Source organism: Nostoc sp. C117 (genome assembly GCF_043099735.1).
Taxonomy (GTDB): Bacteria; Cyanobacteriota; Cyanobacteriia; order Cyanobacteriales; family Nostocaceae; genus Nostoc.
In genome coordinates, this window is the sequence record NZ_CP170991.1 from 6,993,700 (window position 1) to 7,010,218 (window position 16,519).

Sequence of the window (16,519 nt, forward strand, 5' to 3'; positions counted from 1 at the left end):
TGAGTTTAAAATCAGTATCCCGTAGGCGAGTGGTGGTAGATATCGCCTTTAATGTGGACTTTATCAAATCTTCAAATAACTTTGTTGCCCTGAGATTTGATTGCTGGTAATTAATATATCATAGTAAAAACGTATTTAAACGCAGAACGGGAAGTTTTCGCGATCGCTAGTGCTGACTGAGCATTTGATTTTAAATAGGAATTAGAAGTATTTTAAAGCCACTTTCAAAAAAGAATGCAAGATGAAGTTTGTGTAAATTTTATATAAAATTTGTGTATTTGTACTTAGTATACATTCAAATTATTGCATGTATCATGATGTTGATGACAGCATCATTCAAATTAAAAGCCAATTTCCAGTAGAAATAGAACGCTAGTTGAATACTGAATTGTTCACTACGCTTAGTTACTCTTGCGATCGAGCAACCGCGTACTTTGAAAAGCAGTGATTGTATAGGAAAAAATTTTGTCAATTTCACTTAAACAGGTTCAAAGTTAGAGGGATATCTCATGAAAAACTGTTACAAATTAGCAATTACAGCTGCTATTGTTGGATTCGGATTAGGAACACTGAACGTAGCGCAAGCAGCAACTATTAGTTTGAGTAGTTCAAATCAAGGTTGGTGGAGTAAGGACATTAGTAACTTGAACTATAACGACAACTATATAACTGGAAATAATATCAACGCGATCGCTTATCATAACTTTTTTACATTCGATCTTGGTACTCTAGCTGGAGTCTCCACAGCCACTTTGCAAGTTCAGCGATTTAATGGTTTAGGAAATCCAACAAAGACTTTAGGTTTTTTTGATGTTTCAACATCTGCTGATGTACTTGCTCAAAAAGCTAACAATCCCGATATCAATATTTATAATGATTTGGGAAGTGGTAAAAATTACGGTACTTTTAACGTCAGCACTTTTGGCGATCAAAACGAAATCCTAAGTTTTGTTCTCAACTCAGATGCTATTGCAGATATTAACGCCAGAAGTGGGAAATTTTTCTCAATTGGAGGTGCGCTTCTGGGCGATCTTGGAATTGGAAAGCAATATCTGTTTGGAGGTAGTGGTTATTCCTCCGCTAAACTTGTGCTTGATACCGATCTAGCCACTGTTCCAGAACCTGGCACTTTTAGCGGAGCAGTCCTTGTTGGTATTACGAGTTTGTGGCTAAAGCGCAAAATAAAAGCGTTTCAAGCTGTATAGGCTAATTTAATTGGTTCTTCAGTACATAATATGCTTAACTAATAGGTTAAATGCCAATTTAACAAGCATCTAACTCGGAAATTATCAAAGTTTCTAAATCCATAGCCGGAACGTTTAATTAGCTTAAGTTTGTTATTAATGCCTTCCACAACACCACTAGTTGTCCCATTATCAAAGTAAGCAATAATCTCATCAAACCAACGGATAATAGTATTGTTACTCTTGGGAAAATATTTTTTAGCTTTTGCTAACCACATCCCGAGTTTAAAAACTCCCGGATACCAGTTATCTGTCTTATTGAAAATCTTTCTAATTTTTTCTTTTAATTCATGCATTTCTTTGAGAATAGGAGATAAATTTTTCACTTCATAAAGTTTGTTTATCTGCTCTTCATTTAAGTCTGACTCATTTTTCAATAAAACGTATTTACTATTTTTTAGTCCCGACAATACTTTTTCGTACTTAGATTTTTTTGATAATGATTGCGCTTTTTTAACTAATTCTTCTAGATTCCGCTTCTCTTGTTTTCTTTGTGTATCTAGTTCTTTATTGATTTGTGTCATCACATGAAATCTATCTGCTACTACTTGAGCATTGGGCATTAATTCTGTTACTACATTTTTGTAACCTACCCACAAATCTATACTCACTTCCTCAATTCGTGCTAAAACCTCAGTTCCCCACTCTATAAGGGTTTTCTTTACTACCTCTTGTGTGCGCCCACTTAACAAAGTTATTAATTTAGATGTATCTAAATCTATTAATACTGCACAGTAATTACCCTTGCCTTTAACTAGAGCTATTTCATCAATTCCAAGCCTTTTTATAAAATCAGGTTTGTTATCAGATAATTTTTCTGAGGCATCTTTTAACATTCTTTCTATTTCTTCTGTTGTCACTATCCCTTTATTTGCTACACTATGGATATCATTTTCTACAACATCTTGTATTATCTTGTCTGCTAGCCGTTTTGTATAAGTTCTTTTCTTACTTACAAAATCTAGCTTTTCACTAAACGGTTTTTCACATTTTTCACATTTGAATTGTCTCCTATTTATTTCTAAAAATACTGGCTTTTCTCCAAAAGGTAAGTCTTTAACAACGTATCGATGATTTTGATGTAATCTATGGCTTTTTGTACCACAGCGAGGACAATTACTGTATGATTTTGTTGATTCAGTTTGTAAAATCATTCCTATCCCCTCATGAATCCGATGAGATATAACTTTCACATCTTTTAAATCAAGAAGCGCTGTTAGGATTTTAATATTTTGTTTCCTATTCATGACTGTAAATACACAAAAAAATATTTCTCTTGTAATTACAGCTAACAACAAATATGCTTTATAAGTCAATTAGGTCAAAGTTTTTTCTCAATAGCTGATACGATTATTTTTATTTATTAAGCTTTTTGGCTAACAATTTAGCATAACAAGTGCTGAAGAACCATTTAATTTGATGCCTATCCAATAAAGTATTTTTTCCTAGAAAAATTTCAATGCTCTTGCTTTTTTGCCAGAGCATTTTTTACACTAAGGAATAAGAATGAAATAACATACAATTTATGTCCCTGGCTTACCTCACCCTCAATCCCTCTCCTTTATAAGGAGAGGGAAGCTAGAGACATGATGAAGTTTTGCATTTTATTTAATCCACGTTCCTAATTTGTAAAAAAAGTTTATGGTTAGTGAGATTATTCTCTACTCTCTTGTTCCTCGATCGCTTCACTTTTCTCTGTTAACGGCTTCACAACTCGGGCGATCGCTTCTTGAATAAAAGCTTTAATAAATTCATCTCTACGATTAATTTGAAACTGTCGCTGGACAACTTCTGTCATTCCGCCATCACCCCAATCTTGATCGTGACGAAAATATTCAATAAAGCTTTTACCAGCAATTCGCGTTAAATAAGCTGCTGTCACACCTTGAATCGCTCTACCAATCACAAAGGTGGCAACATTGAGTTGTAAAGCTGTGGATAATAATTCAATTGCACCTTTGACAATGCCTAAACTAGCAATGGTTTTTGCTAAAGAAAGAGCTAATTCTCGTCCCCGTTCCATATTCAATTCACAGCCGTAGACTCGACCAATTTCTACAACCATTTGAGCATTGACGGCGGCTGTAGCCAATAAATCGACAACTGGTATCGGCGTCACTGAGACTACACCAGCACCAATCCACTGAAAGCGTTCCACGATTTTGTCAGCTTGGCGGCGACGCTGGCCATCGATGAGTTTTCGCGCCTCATCTCCCAATCGCAGAGATTGTAAAAGAATATTATCCGCCACCAAATCTTCACCTTCGGCGCGTAAAACCGCAGCCGTGCGCCGCAGCAAGGGAACAATATCTGGTTCTGGCTGGAAGGTTTCGCCAGTTTCGAGTTTGGCAGATTGAGGATTAGCAGCGATCGCTACTACATCATTAGTAGCAATAAATCCCCGCACTCGTTGACGCAATCTGGCGAGGATGGATTCTTTATCTTCATCAGTATATAAATCAGTTTTGTTGAGAACCAAGAGCGATCGCTTACCAATTTCAGCTAATCCCCTTAATGGCTCATATTCGGAGCGTCGTAAATCATTATCCACCACAAACAACAGTAAATCAGCTTCTGTTGCTAGTTCTCGCGCCATTTGTTCTCGTTCTGTCCCCGCCACACCCGCTTCTAAAATCCCCGGCGTATCTGTAATTAAAATCTTGCGTTCTAATCCCTTCAATCGGAGACAATAAGTTTCTCCAACTTGGGTTGTACCCATCGGTGCATCCACTTGACCAACCATACGTCCCATGATGGCATTTACCAGGGAAGTTTTGCCAGCACTCCCTGTCCCAAATACTACTACTTGAATTTCACCCCGTGCTAAATTTGCTTCAATCTCCCGCGATCGACTTAATAAAGCTTGGCGTGCGACTTCATCTTGAATTTGGGATACCTGTTGGCGCACAGCTTGTAAAGTTGTGGAAGCAGCATCAGATTTCGCCGCTGGAATTTGCGCTGGAGTCACTCGCTTCGGGTTGCGACGCGATCGCTTTTCCCCAGCCTGAATCACCAGTACATAATAGACAAAAGCCGCAACCAATGCTCCTATAAGTACAATCAGCAGTAATAGCAGCAAATTGCCCAGTAACGGCGAATATGACAATTGCCAGTAAAGCCGCGATAGGGAATCAATTAGCCATAAAGCTAGCCCCAAAATGACGATTAGACCAACAATTAGGGTTACTATACGTGACAGAGGCATGGCTGGCAAAGATTAGTAGGTATGAAATAGGCAGATGCTTCCGATCTTAATAGTTTCAGGATTTTTTACCATAGTGTTAAGCAAATTAAATGCTAGTGTTCATCGCTGCAATGCTTGTCACACCGATCGCCGTAAGGAGTAAGAGATTTAAAACTATTTAAAGTGGCAATACCAAACCAGCCTAGTCTTACTGTTTCCATCCCCTTGAGGGGTAAGAGTAGTCACTTTGGTGGATGTTACTTGCAACTTTATTTTACAAACAGCCTCCTCTAACTTGTTACGCTTGGGGAGAGGTTAAGTATGCTGTATTCTTAACTTCAGCGATAAATTGCTTTTTGAATAAATGCTTAGTTTTATTTCCTATTTGTTTTTGGCTCAAGCATCGCCTTCTCCTGCACCTACACCACAGGAAATCTTCATTCCCCAACCAACAAGACCTTTAACAGGACATCTTGATGAAGTACCAGTATTTAACAGTAATAACCCAGAAGTAGTTCAGAGTGAAGGAATTCTACTATCTACATTTCCTCCTCAAGGCAAAAGAGTGCCCACCGCACACCTGAACTTTCCATTTCAAGGACGGTTTGATTTATTTTCTCACCATATTGCTAGAGCAATTGAGACGCCAAATGATTTGCGAACTCTTTATTTGGGAGTGATTGTTTACAATCCCAGCGATCGCCCTGCAACTGTCAACATCTTGCAAGCAGCTAGTTATGTTAGTCAACCTGATGCACCTTTTATCAAGCTTCCTCCTATGCAAGACAATAATTCAGGAAACATTTATGCTGGCCCAGGCGATCGCGTGATGAACGATCTGCTACGAGTCAAACGACAGTCAGGATGGCCAGCCCAGTTGGTAATTCCAGCCAAACAAAGCCGGATGTTGATGAATCATCCCATTCCAGTGCGTCCTTTAACACCGCCATTGAATGGACGTTCTACTTTGTTGCATTTGTATAGCGATCGTCCAGTTTATCTGGCAAACCTAGCAATGTTTGCCAAACCCAATCCCGATGGTAGCGAACGAGCGCCTACTTTAGAAGAATGGGAGAACTTGTTAGAAAATGGTGATTTTGCTGGGCCGCGTGAAGATGCTCCCAGTCCTCCAGATAAGCTTGCAGGAGCAAAAGAAATTTACGGACGGGTAGCGGGAGTAGCTATTGGCTCTCGTTGGCAAGCACAAGTTACTGACTCTAATAGTTCATACCTGACAATTCCCAAATCAGGGCAAGCTTTTTCCTACGGTTTAAGTACCCTTTTAGCTGGCAAAATGGGTACTGGACAAAACCAAACTGCTAAACTCGTAGCGCGTTATCCTGGTACTGCTTACGAAGCCCACGGCAACTACGGCATTGAATACAATATCTCTCTACCATTATTCAACAATACCGATCAGCCGCAAACTATAAATGTACTTTTCCAAACGCCTATCAAAGAAGATGAGTTAAGTAAACCAGGGCTTCGCTTTTTTTCACCACCCGAACCATCGGTCTTTTTCCGAGGCACAGTTCGCATTCGCTACAATGACGATCGTGGCTTACCCAAAACTCAATACTGGCATTTAGTTCAACAACGGGGACAGATGGGAAAACCACTTGCTCAATTAAAAATATCTCCTGGTCAGCGGCGACTGGTAGAAGTGGATTTTCTCTACCCACCTGATGCTACGCCCCCTCAAATGTTGACAATTCAAACTGTAGATAAGCTGTTACGCATTTAATTCTACATTTACCTGATGACTGATGACTGTTAACTGTCAACGACCATCAAGAGTGTTTATATACTTTATACCAATTTAACGTGAAGTTGCACATATCTTGATCCCCCTAAATCCCCCTTAAAAAGGGGGACTTTAATAGATGTTTTTCTGGTTCCCCCCTTCTTAAGGGGGGCTAGGGGGGATCGAATTATATGCAGCTGCAGCTTCATAAAAAATTGGTATTAGACGCGCATCAGCTTAAAACATAAGGTAGAGGACAAACTACTTAATACGCTCAGTGGAGCAAATTATTCAAATTCAATCAAATCAACAGGTTCAACTTTCCCAATTCCTCAACGACTCCAGCAATCTGCCTGAATACACTTGATTAATGCGATCGCCTATGGCGGGTGCTTGCGCCATCGCTAATCTTCTATTACCCAAACCGAAATTTGTAGTATCCCCTTGACATTATGTAGAAAGCATGCTACAAATGTAGTATGAGAATAAAGAGGACAACAAAAGCAAAATTAAAAAACCCCTTGCAACCTTGACAATTGCATAGATGCCACTTTTGGGGCCGCGATTGGTGTTCGACTGCTCCGAAACCAACAAACGGACGGTTGCAGGATTCGGGTTCAATTCCCGACGGCTCCACTAGACTTGACTGTGGTTTAAGTTGTGTAGAAGCTTGGGTCATGGTTAAATTTCCTAGTCATCCGTGCCCTAACAAAATAAGCATACATACATCCATAACGGTCCTAAAGTAAGATAGTTCGAGCAATCAAATAAGCGAAGTATGATTTCTAAGTCTGCTTTGCTAACTTGTGCGGAATTTCAATTATTTGAATTGTATTTATCTATAACCTTTACTCAATACAGAGGTGAGTTCAATGATGTTAACCAACTCATGTTTAATAACAACTCAATTAGTACAACTGCATTTAAACAACGTGAGATATGAGCGAACATCGTTTGAGCGAGATTGTGATTGAGCGTCCTCGTGGTGGGAGGAGAATTAGCCTCAAAAAGGTGACTGGCTTTAAGAAGCAATTATACAAAATCACCGAAGATGCAATTCAGGATGGATTGTTGAATCCCTACTTGATTAAACCAATAAATAAATCTAAGTATCTTTCAGACCATCTCGGTCCTCTGCGTCGGTTTTTGCGATCGCAAGTCGGACAGCCTTGGAATGACGTTTACAGCCAACTGTGTCAACGACTAGATCCCAGTACAATGGCAGGACGCCATGTTATCGATCATGTGTGGGACTACGTTGAACGGTATGTAGAAATAATTGATGGTGGTTTCTATAGCAAGCCTTATCGAGGGTATCGAAGTCAGCTAGATACAAATCATCGCGATCGCTTCTATATTCATCCTGAAACCGGAATTCTTTGTGCAGCCGAGAAAATACCCCGAAAGGAGAAACAAAAGCAGGAACAAACTGATATTGTCATCATTGATAATTATCATCAATACCAGAAGCTAAACGAGATTTGGTATTTAATTACCTTTGAAGATTTGCCATCGCCACCCATTCATTATGTGAGGGATGCTGTCAAAGGTATAATTCATCGTTCTGTGGCATATACAGGTCGAATGATTTACGCTGTTAGGAAACAGCAATGTAGCAAGAAAGAAATTCGATTTATTTTAAATCAACTTTCTAAAACTTAAAATTTTCACTTCGTGCCCTAACTGGATAAGCTTTACATACTAGCGAATGGTAAGGCATTTGACTGAAGATCAAGCAACTACGGCTTCAAATCCCGTGTGTGAATCAACAGCTTTTTCAACTTGCACGAGGTGATTTTATTTCATTAATGAGTGAAATTATAACTATTACAAAACTCGATAGAAATACTCCCGATACAAATTGCATCTAGGTATTACCTGATTGTCCTGTCGCTGCACTAATCCCATACTGTGCAACTTATAAATCTGCATTGAATCTAATTCAACTGGCTCAGGTGAGCTAACTACCTTTTTTAAGGCTACTTTTAAACCTTGAGCTTCTTCAGAATGTAGCGTCTCTAAGTACCGCCGCAGATGGTTGCTGTAAATTCCTGCTTCTGTAGAAGCATCTTGTAATAGCTGTTTTAATGTTGTCTTTCCAGTATATACTTCATACATTGCTAACCGGATTAGATAAGGATGTCCTCCTACTATTTTCATTAATTCTTCTACCTCGATATCGTTCCAATTCAATTGATGAAGGTGAGCCAAATTTATCACCTGCTGCTGGTCAAATTCCAATAACGTCACTGGTAGCCCTGCATTAAAGGGAGATTGATTCATGTCTAAGGGGATATAAACTTCGGTAGAATGTGCTATCACTAGCCTTAATCGTTTCCATTGCTCAGAAATTTTTCCCTTTTCATGCCAGCTTCGCAGCATTCCTAAAAAATCATCAACCACTTGGTTATAGGGAAAAATCCGATCTACTTCATCGAATCCTAAAACCAAAGGAGAATCTATTTCTGCCAATAAATACTCTTCAAAATAGACTGTGCAATTATCATTGCTACCTAAAATTTCTGTATCCCAATACTCTTTTAAACGATTTTCTAACTTTAATTTTCGACCAACTATTAAACACAACCAGCGTAGCAACTTATCTAAATTCGTTAAAATTGCCCGTTCTACACTACTAAAATTCAAATATACTGTTTGATAGTTCTGGGATTCAGCATGATGTAAAATCCTCATAATCAACGAACTTTTTCCCATCAGATTTGGCGCTTTAATACGAATTAGAGAAGCGGTTTTGATAACTGTTTGGTAACAAACAGACTCTAGTCCATTTCGCTCCACATAAAAAGGAGAATCTAGAGGAACTGAACCCTCTGGAAATGGTAACTCTGCTAAAGAAGATTTTAGCTGTTTGATATTACTATCAATATTTGGAGATAGTTGCCTTGTAGATGCTCTCTCCAACGCTCCTTTAAAATTACTCTTTGTTACCTCTTCTCCTAAAGCCTCTGAAAGCTTTTGCCACAGATGAGGGCCTACATCTCCTCTAAGGTAGTTTACAGAGAGATTGTACTGTTCTGCCATCTTTTCATAGATTACACCTTCCCACGAGCCTTTAAGCACATCCATTTCAATATCTTTGAGATGCTCGCCAAGATTGTTGAAGACAATTTGCTCGGCAATCTGTTTAGCTTTTTCCCACGTAAAGGCTGATTTTGAGTTCATAATAGGATTCCTATTTGATTTTTGAACAGATACGTAGGGTCTGTTATCGCTGAGATTAGGGCACCATTATTAAGGGTTTGGTGCGTTACGAACTTGATTCTAACGCACCCTACAATAACTAATTTCTTTCATAAATCAAACCGGATTACTATAGATGCTGAGTCAGCAAAAATAACTTCATATTGAAGGTTGCATCCTACAATAAATTACAGGGTAAGCTCATCTAATTTGGTATAATTTTAACTTGACAAATTAAAGAAGATAAGCATAAAGTAACAGATAAAAACGCACTTGACAACTGAGTAAGATAAATGGGAAGACTTCAATGCTATTGTCAAAACAATGTCAGGAGTAAAGTTGATGTCACAGCGATCGCTTCCATCTGTTTCTCTATCTATGTTTAGCATCCACTTTTGCAAGAAGCATAATTATTTCGTTCCATAAACCTCACTATAATCGGTTCTGGAAAAAAGTCTATCTGCCAAAATTCAATGTTTTCTTAACCCTTTTATAAATATAGCTTAACCAATTTAATTACTAAACTATTTTAAAATATAAATTATCAAATCTGGCTCTTCAGTTACTTTTATGGTTAACAAACATTAAAGACAATGTAATTAATGCTTACATCTCTTGTTCAAAGAGCTTTTTAATGTTCTAATGTCCTTGCAAAACTTAATTCTTACTAACTTACGCAAGAATTAATGGCTAAAAACCTTGGCTTTTAAGGATTTTAGCTAGTTAAATTTGTTCTTTACCATAAAAATAGCGGAAGAACCTCAAATCTTAGTTTTATGCCTTCTGTAAAGACAATTCATCACTAATATGAACTGGAAAAAAACTTATTGGCAAAATTTGTGATAAATATTGTCTCCAAGTTACAGGGCATATATTGTAATTCAGATTCTGGTTAATTTTTCCATGCAAAAACTCCACATGATTAATAATGCCGAAAGTATGCCGTCCATTATTGTGGTCTTTCACACTAGCTTTGAAAATGTCTGCAATACTAGGGGTGTTAGTTGTCTTCCATAAGGGTAGGGCTTTTGCTTTGATTTTGAGTGATAAATCCCAAAATACTGACAATTCGCGCTTGAGTTTTAATGTTAAGAAAAAGGGACAGTCTGTTATCCGAATTTTGTCTCAAATTATCGATTCGGAACCGCCAATCCCCATCCTAGAGCCACAAGCAAAACCTCCCATCGATCTGCCTACTCAAACATTTCCTTCATCTCAAGAAAGCTTTGTTCTTCCTCAAACGATCGTCGTTAATAAATTTGAGTTTGATGGAAACACAGCATTTAGCGATGAAAAATTAACACAAGTGACAGCCCCATTTACCAAGCGATCGCTAACCTTTGTAGAGTTATTACAAGTTGAGGCTGCGATAACTAAACTTTACACCGATGCGGGGTATATCAATTGCGCTGCTGCGATCCCAGCTGGCCAAACCTTGTCTCAAAAGGGATCTGTCGTCAAAATCCAAATTATTGAAGGAGGACTAGAAGAAATTGCAGTGACGGGTACACGACGGTTGAACTCGAACTATGTACGTAGTAGATTAGCCCTTGCTACCGCTAGACCCCTAAATCAAAAGCGCTTATTAGAAGCATTGCAACTATTACAACTCGATCCCCTGATTCAAAATATATCAGCCGAATTGTCTGCGGGATCGCGTCCTGAATTAAGTTTACTGACAGTCAAAGTCATAGAAGCTGACTCTTTTAATACAGAATTATTTATAGATAATAGTCGTGCGCCTAGTGTTGGTAGTTTACGACGTGGTGTCCGCATAAACCAAGGAAATTTATTCGGTTTTGGGGATGCCTTGAATCTGGAATATATCAATACTGATGGTAGTAACGCCTTTGACTTGCGCTACAACATACCTGTTAATCCTCATAATGGTACAGTTACCTTGAGAGCTGGATTCACGAATACCGAAATTGTCAAACCACCCTTTGACCGCATAGATATTATTGGTAATTCAGATTACTTCGAGTTAGGCTTTCGCCAGCCTTTAATCTTATCTCCCAATAGAGAATTTGCTGTGGGTTTATCTGCGTTACGACAAACAAGCAAATCTCAACTGCTAGGTGTTGGTTTTCCCCTGTCAGCAGGTGCAAACGATCGGGGAGAAACTCGCATCTCGGTTTTGCAGTTCTTCCAAGAATATCAGCAGCGAAATACTCAAGAAGCCTTTTCCTTACGTTCTCAGTTTAACCTGGGTTTAGATATCTTTAATGCCACCATTAACAACAATCCTCCTGATAGTCGGTTTTTTTCTTGGCGCGGACAAGGACAATATGTGCGACTTTTAGCACCGCAGACTTTACTGGTGTTACGTTCTGACCTGCAATTTTCAAACCGTGCCCTTGTACCTCTGGAGCAAATTGGGCTGGGGGGTCTGCGTAGCGTTCGGGGTTATCGACAGGATGTTCTCTTAACAGATAATGGCTTTTTTGGATCGGCAGAAGTGCAATTACCAGTACTGCGGATACAAAAAATAGGAGGAGTTTTGCAAGTAGTACCGTTTATTGATTTTGGTTGGGGTTGGAATAGTTCCGACAATCCACAGCCAAATCCTCATACCTTGCTAGGGTTGGGATTGGGTTTACAGTGGCAAATGAGCGATCGCCTCAATGCTCGTTTTGATTATGGTATTCCATTGACAGATATTCGAGACGGAGGCAGAACTTTGCAGGAAGAGGGTATTTATTTCTCAATAGTGGCGAATCCTTTCTAAAATTTTTTGTCAAAAATTTCTTGATTAGCAAAGGTCTAAAAGTCAACAATTATGCAACATCCTAAGCGATCGCTTCTATCTTCTACTTTACTTCTGCCTATCGGGGTGAACGTTGTGTTGGCTTCGTTGTCTTGTATCACTCCTCGGACAGCAAAAGCACAAATCACACCTGATGGAACTCTGGGCGATCGAGGTTCAGTTGTACTCCCAGACAATTTGAATGGCAATCCGATCGACCGGATTAATGGGGGAGCAATTCAAGGAAGCAACCTATTCCACAGTTTTACGGAATTTAATGTTAATCAAGGAGCAAGAACCTACTTTACGAATCCGGGGGGAATTAACAATATTTTGACGCGGGTAACAGGGGTTAATGCCTCAAATATTCTGGGGACTTTGGGAGTTTTGGGTAATGCCAACTTTTTTCTGATTAATCCTCATGGAATTGTTTTTGGTCCCAATGCGCGTTTAGATGTAGGAGGGTCGTTTGTAGCTTCTACAGCAGATAGTATAGTCTTTGATCGCGGGTTTGAGTTTAGCGCGACGAATCCGCAAGCACCACTTTTAACGGTAAATATTCCTCTAGCATTGCAATTGAGGCAGAATCCGGCGAGCATTGTCAATCAATCATCTGCGGTTCTGGCATTGCAACCGGGAAACACCTTGGGACTGATAGGCGGAAATGTCATACTTGATGGTGGCAGCTTGCAGGTATCTGGGGGACGGATTGAGTTAGGAGGATTAGCTAGTGCGGGAACAGTTGGTTTAAATATTCAGGAGTCTCAAGGGGTACAAAAGCTGACTTCTTTGAGGTTTCCCAATACTATCGAACAAGCTGATATCTCTTTGTCTAATCAATCAATCGTTAACGTTGCCGGCGGTGGTGGAGGGAGCATCGTCAGCAACGGTCGCAACATCAGCGTTTTGGGAGGAAGTAGGCTGCTAGCTGGCATCGCGCCGGGGTTAGGTTCACTTGGGACTCAGGCGGGAAATATTGAAATTAATGCCACCGGAAAAGTAGTTTTTGATGGAGTATCAAACGGCTTTATTAGTGGTGCATTGAATCAAGTCGAAGTTGGAGCGACTGGTAACGCAGGTAGAATCGAGATTAACGCCAATAACGTAGAAGTAAAAAATGGTGGTCAACTAAATACCAGTACCACTGGAAAGGGAAATGCCGGCACAATCCAAATTAATGCTACTGATAAGGTAGTCTTTAGCGGCGCTCCTTTGGGATTCCGCAGTTCTGCATTTAGTCAAGTGGGTAAGAACGCTGAAGGCGATTCTGGTGGAATCGAGATTAACGCCAATTCCGTTGAAGTTACTGATGGCGGTTATCTGGAAGCCAATAGTATAGGACAAGGAAATGCTGGCACAATCCGAATTACTGCTAGGGATCGGGTTTTGTTTGACGGGGAATCTACTTTAGGATTTCGTAGTTCTGTATTTAGCCAAGTGGAAGAAAACGCTGTAGGCAATTCCGGAGGAATTAAAATTAATGCGGGTAGCGTTGAGGTGACTAATGGCGCTCAACTTAGTGCTACTACCCTGGCAAGTGGAGATGCTGGCAAGATCCAAATTACCGCTAGCGATCGGGTTTTGTTTGACGGAGAATCTACTTTAGGATTTCTGAGTTCTGTATTTAGCCAAGTGGGAGAGAACGCCATCGGTAATTCTGGTGGGATTGAAATTAATGCGGGTAGCGTTGAGGTGACTAATGGCGCTCAACTTAGTGCTACTACTGAGGGACTGGGAAATTCGGGTTTGATCCGAGTTACCGCCGCCGATAAAGTGATTTTCGATGGGGAATCTTCTTCGGGATTTCGTAGTTCTGCAACTAGTCAAGTTTTTAATGGCGCTGAGGGCAAATCAGGTGGAATCGATATTCACGCGGGTGATGTTGAAATAACCAATGGCGCTTTGCTGGATGCCAATACTTTAGGTAAGGGTGATTCTGGAACAATCCGTATTAATGCCCGCGATCGCGTGCTTTTTGACGGAGAATCTCATTTTGGATTCTTGAGTGCTGCATTGAGCCAGGTGCAAGAGAAAGCTGAAGGCAATTCCGGCGGGATCGATATTCATGCAGGTAATGTTGAAATAACCAATGGCGCTTTGCTAGATGCCAATACTTTAGGTAAGGGTGATTCTGGGACAATCCGCATTAACGCCCGCGATCGCGTGCTTTTTGACGGAGAATCTCGTTTTGGATTCTTGAGTGCTGCATTTAGCCAGGTGGAAGAGGGAGCTGAAGGTAAATCAGGTGGGATTGATATTCACGCGGGTGATGTTGAAATAACCAATGGCGCTTTGCTGGATGCCAATACTTTAGGTAAGGGTGATTCTGGGACAATCCGAATTAACGCCCGCGATCGGGTTGTCTTGGACGGGCAATCTCATTCAGAATTTCTGAGTTCTCTATTTAGCCAAGTGGGAGAGAATGCCATCGGTAATTCTGGTGGGATTGAAATTAATGCGCGAAGCGTTGAAGTGACTAATGGCGCTCAACTGAATGCTCTAACTCAAGGAGCGGGAAATTCGGGTTTGATCCAAGTTACTACCGCCGATAAAGTGATTTTTGATGGGGAATCTCCTTCGGGCTTTCGTAGTTCTGCAACTAGTCAAGTTTTTACTGGCGCTGAGGGCAAATCAGGTGGAATCAATATTCACGCGGGTGATGTTGAAATAACCAATGGCGCTTTGCTGGATGCCAATACTTTAGGCAAGGGTGATTCTGGAACAATCCGTATTAATGCCCGCGATCGCGTGCTTTTTGACGGAGAATCTCATTTTGGATTCTTGAGTGCTGCATTGAGCCAGGTGCAAGAGAAAGCTGAAGGCAATTCCGGCGGGATCGATATTCATGCAGGTAATGTTGACATAACCAATGGCGCTTTGCTGGATGCTAGTACATTAGGAAGGGGCAATGCTGGAGCAATTCAGATTACTGGTCGCGAACGGGTAGTTTTCGCTGGGGAATCTCAGGTAGGAAATGGCAGTTCTGCAATTAGCCAAGTAACAGATAGCGCTGTAGGCAACTCAGGAGGAATCGCAATTAACGCAGGTACACTTGAGGTAACTAAAGGCGCTGAATTAACTACCACTACTCAGGGAGTGGGAAATTCAGGCACAATCCAAATAACTGCTAATAACGGTGTGGTTTTTGATGGAACATCTAGGAATGGCTCCCGCATTTCTGCTGCAACGAGTGAAGTGGGATTTGGAGCAGCAGGTGACTCAGAGGGAATTCAAATCTATACTCCTAGCTTTCGGGTAACTAATGGCGCTTTTGTCAGCGCTAATACTAACGGAAATGGTAATGCTGGTAACATTGAAGTCACGGCTAACACTATTGAACTCTCCAATGCCGGACAAATCCGTACTAGCACTTCAGCTAGTTCCAAAGCAGGTAATATCACACTGAACGCGCAAAATCGCGTTTTCCTGACTGACTTGGGAACCGCAATCTTAGCTCAGACTGAAAAAACTTCCACCAGTGCTGGTGGTAATATCTTCGTGGTTGGCTCTCCTGAAAATGTCCTGATTCAAAATGGTGCCCAACTCTCTGTGAATAGCAAAGGAACTGGAACTGGGGGCGATATATCTCTGCAAGCAAACTCTATGACTTTAGATGGGGGAACAATTTCAGCCGAAACTGCCAAAGAAAGAGGTGGCAATATCAGCTTAGATATAGCAGATTTATTACTCATGCAAGGTGATAGCAAAATCACTACCAATGCAGGTATTGAGAGCCAACCGGGGGCAATTGGTACTGGCGGTAACATTGCGATTAACACCCAATTTCTAGTTGCACCACCCTCAAGACCTCATGGTAGCGACATCACCGCTAATGCAACTTATGGTAACGGTGGTCGTGTTGATATCACAGCTAATGGGATCTTTGGCATTGAATTTCGGGATCGGGAGAGAGATTTTTTCAATGACATCACCGCTAGTTCCGAGTTTGGTGGAAATCCGGGAGTGGTAAACATCAATCAAACGATTGATCCCAGTCAGAATTTAGTTGAATTACCGACAAATGTTATCGATCCCAATGACCAAATCGCTCAAAATCCCTGTAGTCAAGGTCTTGGCAGTGAATTCATCATTACCGGACGTGGTGGACTACCTCCTAGTCCCAACGAAGACTTGAGTCAAGAAGCTACTCAGGTTGGTTTAGTTGAACCAGTCTCAAGCGTCAGTAATGTAAAACCAACGCCGAAAAACTCCTCCACTTATTCTTTAAAATCCCAAATCCCCAGCCCGATTGTCCCTGCTCAAGGATGGATATTCAACGATCGAGGTGAAATAGTTCTTACTGCCTATAATCCCAACGTCACTGGAACCCACCGTCTACCCAAGAATTTAGGTAGTTGTTCTCCACGATGAAGAGCAGGAAAGTCAGAAAAAATAGGTAG

General features: G+C 40.6%; 8 protein-coding genes. 5 read left to right on the plus strand and 3 right to left on the minus strand.

What is annotated here, in order from left to right; genetic code table 11:
• Nucleotides 1-509 precede the first annotated feature (509 nt).
• Nucleotides 510-1,205: a hypothetical protein gene (locus tag ACFG4S_RS29955; RefSeq protein ID WP_392532525.1), complete on the plus strand. Its 696-nt coding sequence runs from the start codon at nucleotides 510-512 to the stop codon at nucleotides 1,203-1,205.
• A gap of 38 nt (nucleotides 1,206-1,243) precedes the next feature.
• Here the strand turns inward: ACFG4S_RS29955 and ACFG4S_RS29960 are convergent, their stop codons facing one another.
• Both ACFG4S_RS29960 and ACFG4S_RS29965 read right to left on the minus strand, forming a co-directional pair.
• Entirely contained in the window at nucleotides 1,244-2,491 is a 1,248-nt protein-coding gene (locus ACFG4S_RS29960; protein WP_392531164.1) for an ISL3 family transposase, read from the minus strand.
• Nucleotides 2,492-2,898: 407 nt separating this feature from the next.
• Entirely contained in the window at nucleotides 2,899-4,449 is a 1,551-nt protein-coding gene (locus tag ACFG4S_RS29965) for a YcjF family protein (protein ID WP_392532526.1), read from the minus strand.
• Nucleotides 4,450-4,792: 343 nt separating this feature from the next.
• Here ACFG4S_RS29965 and ACFG4S_RS29970 point away from each other — a divergent pair, with 343 nt between their 5' ends.
• The gene (locus ACFG4S_RS29970; RefSeq protein ID WP_392532527.1) at nucleotides 4,793-6,172 is read left to right on the plus strand and encodes a DUF3370 domain-containing protein; all 1,380 of its coding nucleotides are present in this window, start codon (nucleotides 4,793-4,795) and stop codon (nucleotides 6,170-6,172) included.
• A gap of 939 nt (nucleotides 6,173-7,111) precedes the next feature.
• Nucleotides 7,112-7,834, plus strand: a complete 723-nt coding sequence (locus ACFG4S_RS29975) for a hypothetical protein (protein ID WP_392532528.1) — start codon at nucleotides 7,112-7,114, stop codon at nucleotides 7,832-7,834.
• Nucleotides 7,835-7,999: 165 nt separating this feature from the next.
• On the opposite strand, the gene ACFG4S_RS29980 is transcribed toward ACFG4S_RS29975, so the two are convergent.
• Entirely contained in the window at nucleotides 8,000-9,355 is a 1,356-nt protein-coding gene (locus tag ACFG4S_RS29980; protein ID WP_392532529.1) for an AAA-like domain-containing protein, read from the minus strand.
• A 997-nt stretch (nucleotides 9,356-10,352) separates the two neighbouring features.
• On the opposite strand from ACFG4S_RS29980, the gene ACFG4S_RS29985 reads away from it, so the two are divergent.
• Nucleotides 10,353-12,101 carry a ShlB/FhaC/HecB family hemolysin secretion/activation protein gene (locus ACFG4S_RS29985; RefSeq protein ID WP_392532530.1) on the plus strand — a complete coding sequence of 583 codons (1,749 nt, stop codon included), beginning with the start codon at nucleotides 10,353-10,355 and terminating at the stop codon, nucleotides 12,099-12,101.
• 51 nt (nucleotides 12,102-12,152) lie between these two features.
• On the plus strand, nucleotides 12,153-16,490 hold the full coding sequence (locus tag ACFG4S_RS29990; RefSeq protein ID WP_392532531.1) for a filamentous hemagglutinin N-terminal domain-containing protein: 4,338 nt from the start codon (nucleotides 12,153-12,155) through the stop codon (nucleotides 16,488-16,490).
• Nucleotides 16,491-16,519 lie beyond the last annotated feature (29 nt).

Excerpts from the sequence above, each read along its gene's own strand:
- ACFG4S_RS29990 (WP_392532531.1), top strand. The coding sequence starts at position 12,153 with ATGCAACATCCTAAGCGATCGCTTCTATCTTCTACTTTACTTCTGCCT.
- ACFG4S_RS29975 (WP_392532528.1), top strand. The coding sequence starts at position 7,112 with ATGAGCGAACATCGTTTGAGCGAGATTGTGATTGAGCGTCCTCGTGGT.
- ACFG4S_RS29980 (WP_392532529.1), bottom strand. The coding sequence starts at position 9,355 with ATGAACTCAAAATCAGCCTTTACGTGGGAAAAAGCTAAACAGATTGCC.
- ACFG4S_RS29960 (WP_392531164.1), bottom strand. The coding sequence starts at position 2,491 with ATGAATAGGAAACAAAATATTAAAATCCTAACAGCGCTTCTTGATTTA.
- ACFG4S_RS29965 (WP_392532526.1), bottom strand. The coding sequence starts at position 4,449 with ATGCCTCTGTCACGTATAGTAACCCTAATTGTTGGTCTAATCGTCATT.
- ACFG4S_RS29985 (WP_392532530.1), top strand. The coding sequence starts at position 10,353 with ATGTCTGCAATACTAGGGGTGTTAGTTGTCTTCCATAAGGGTAGGGCT.
- ACFG4S_RS29970 (WP_392532527.1), top strand. The coding sequence starts at position 4,793 with ATGCTTAGTTTTATTTCCTATTTGTTTTTGGCTCAAGCATCGCCTTCT.
- ACFG4S_RS29955 (WP_392532525.1), top strand. The coding sequence starts at position 510 with ATGAAAAACTGTTACAAATTAGCAATTACAGCTGCTATTGTTGGATTC.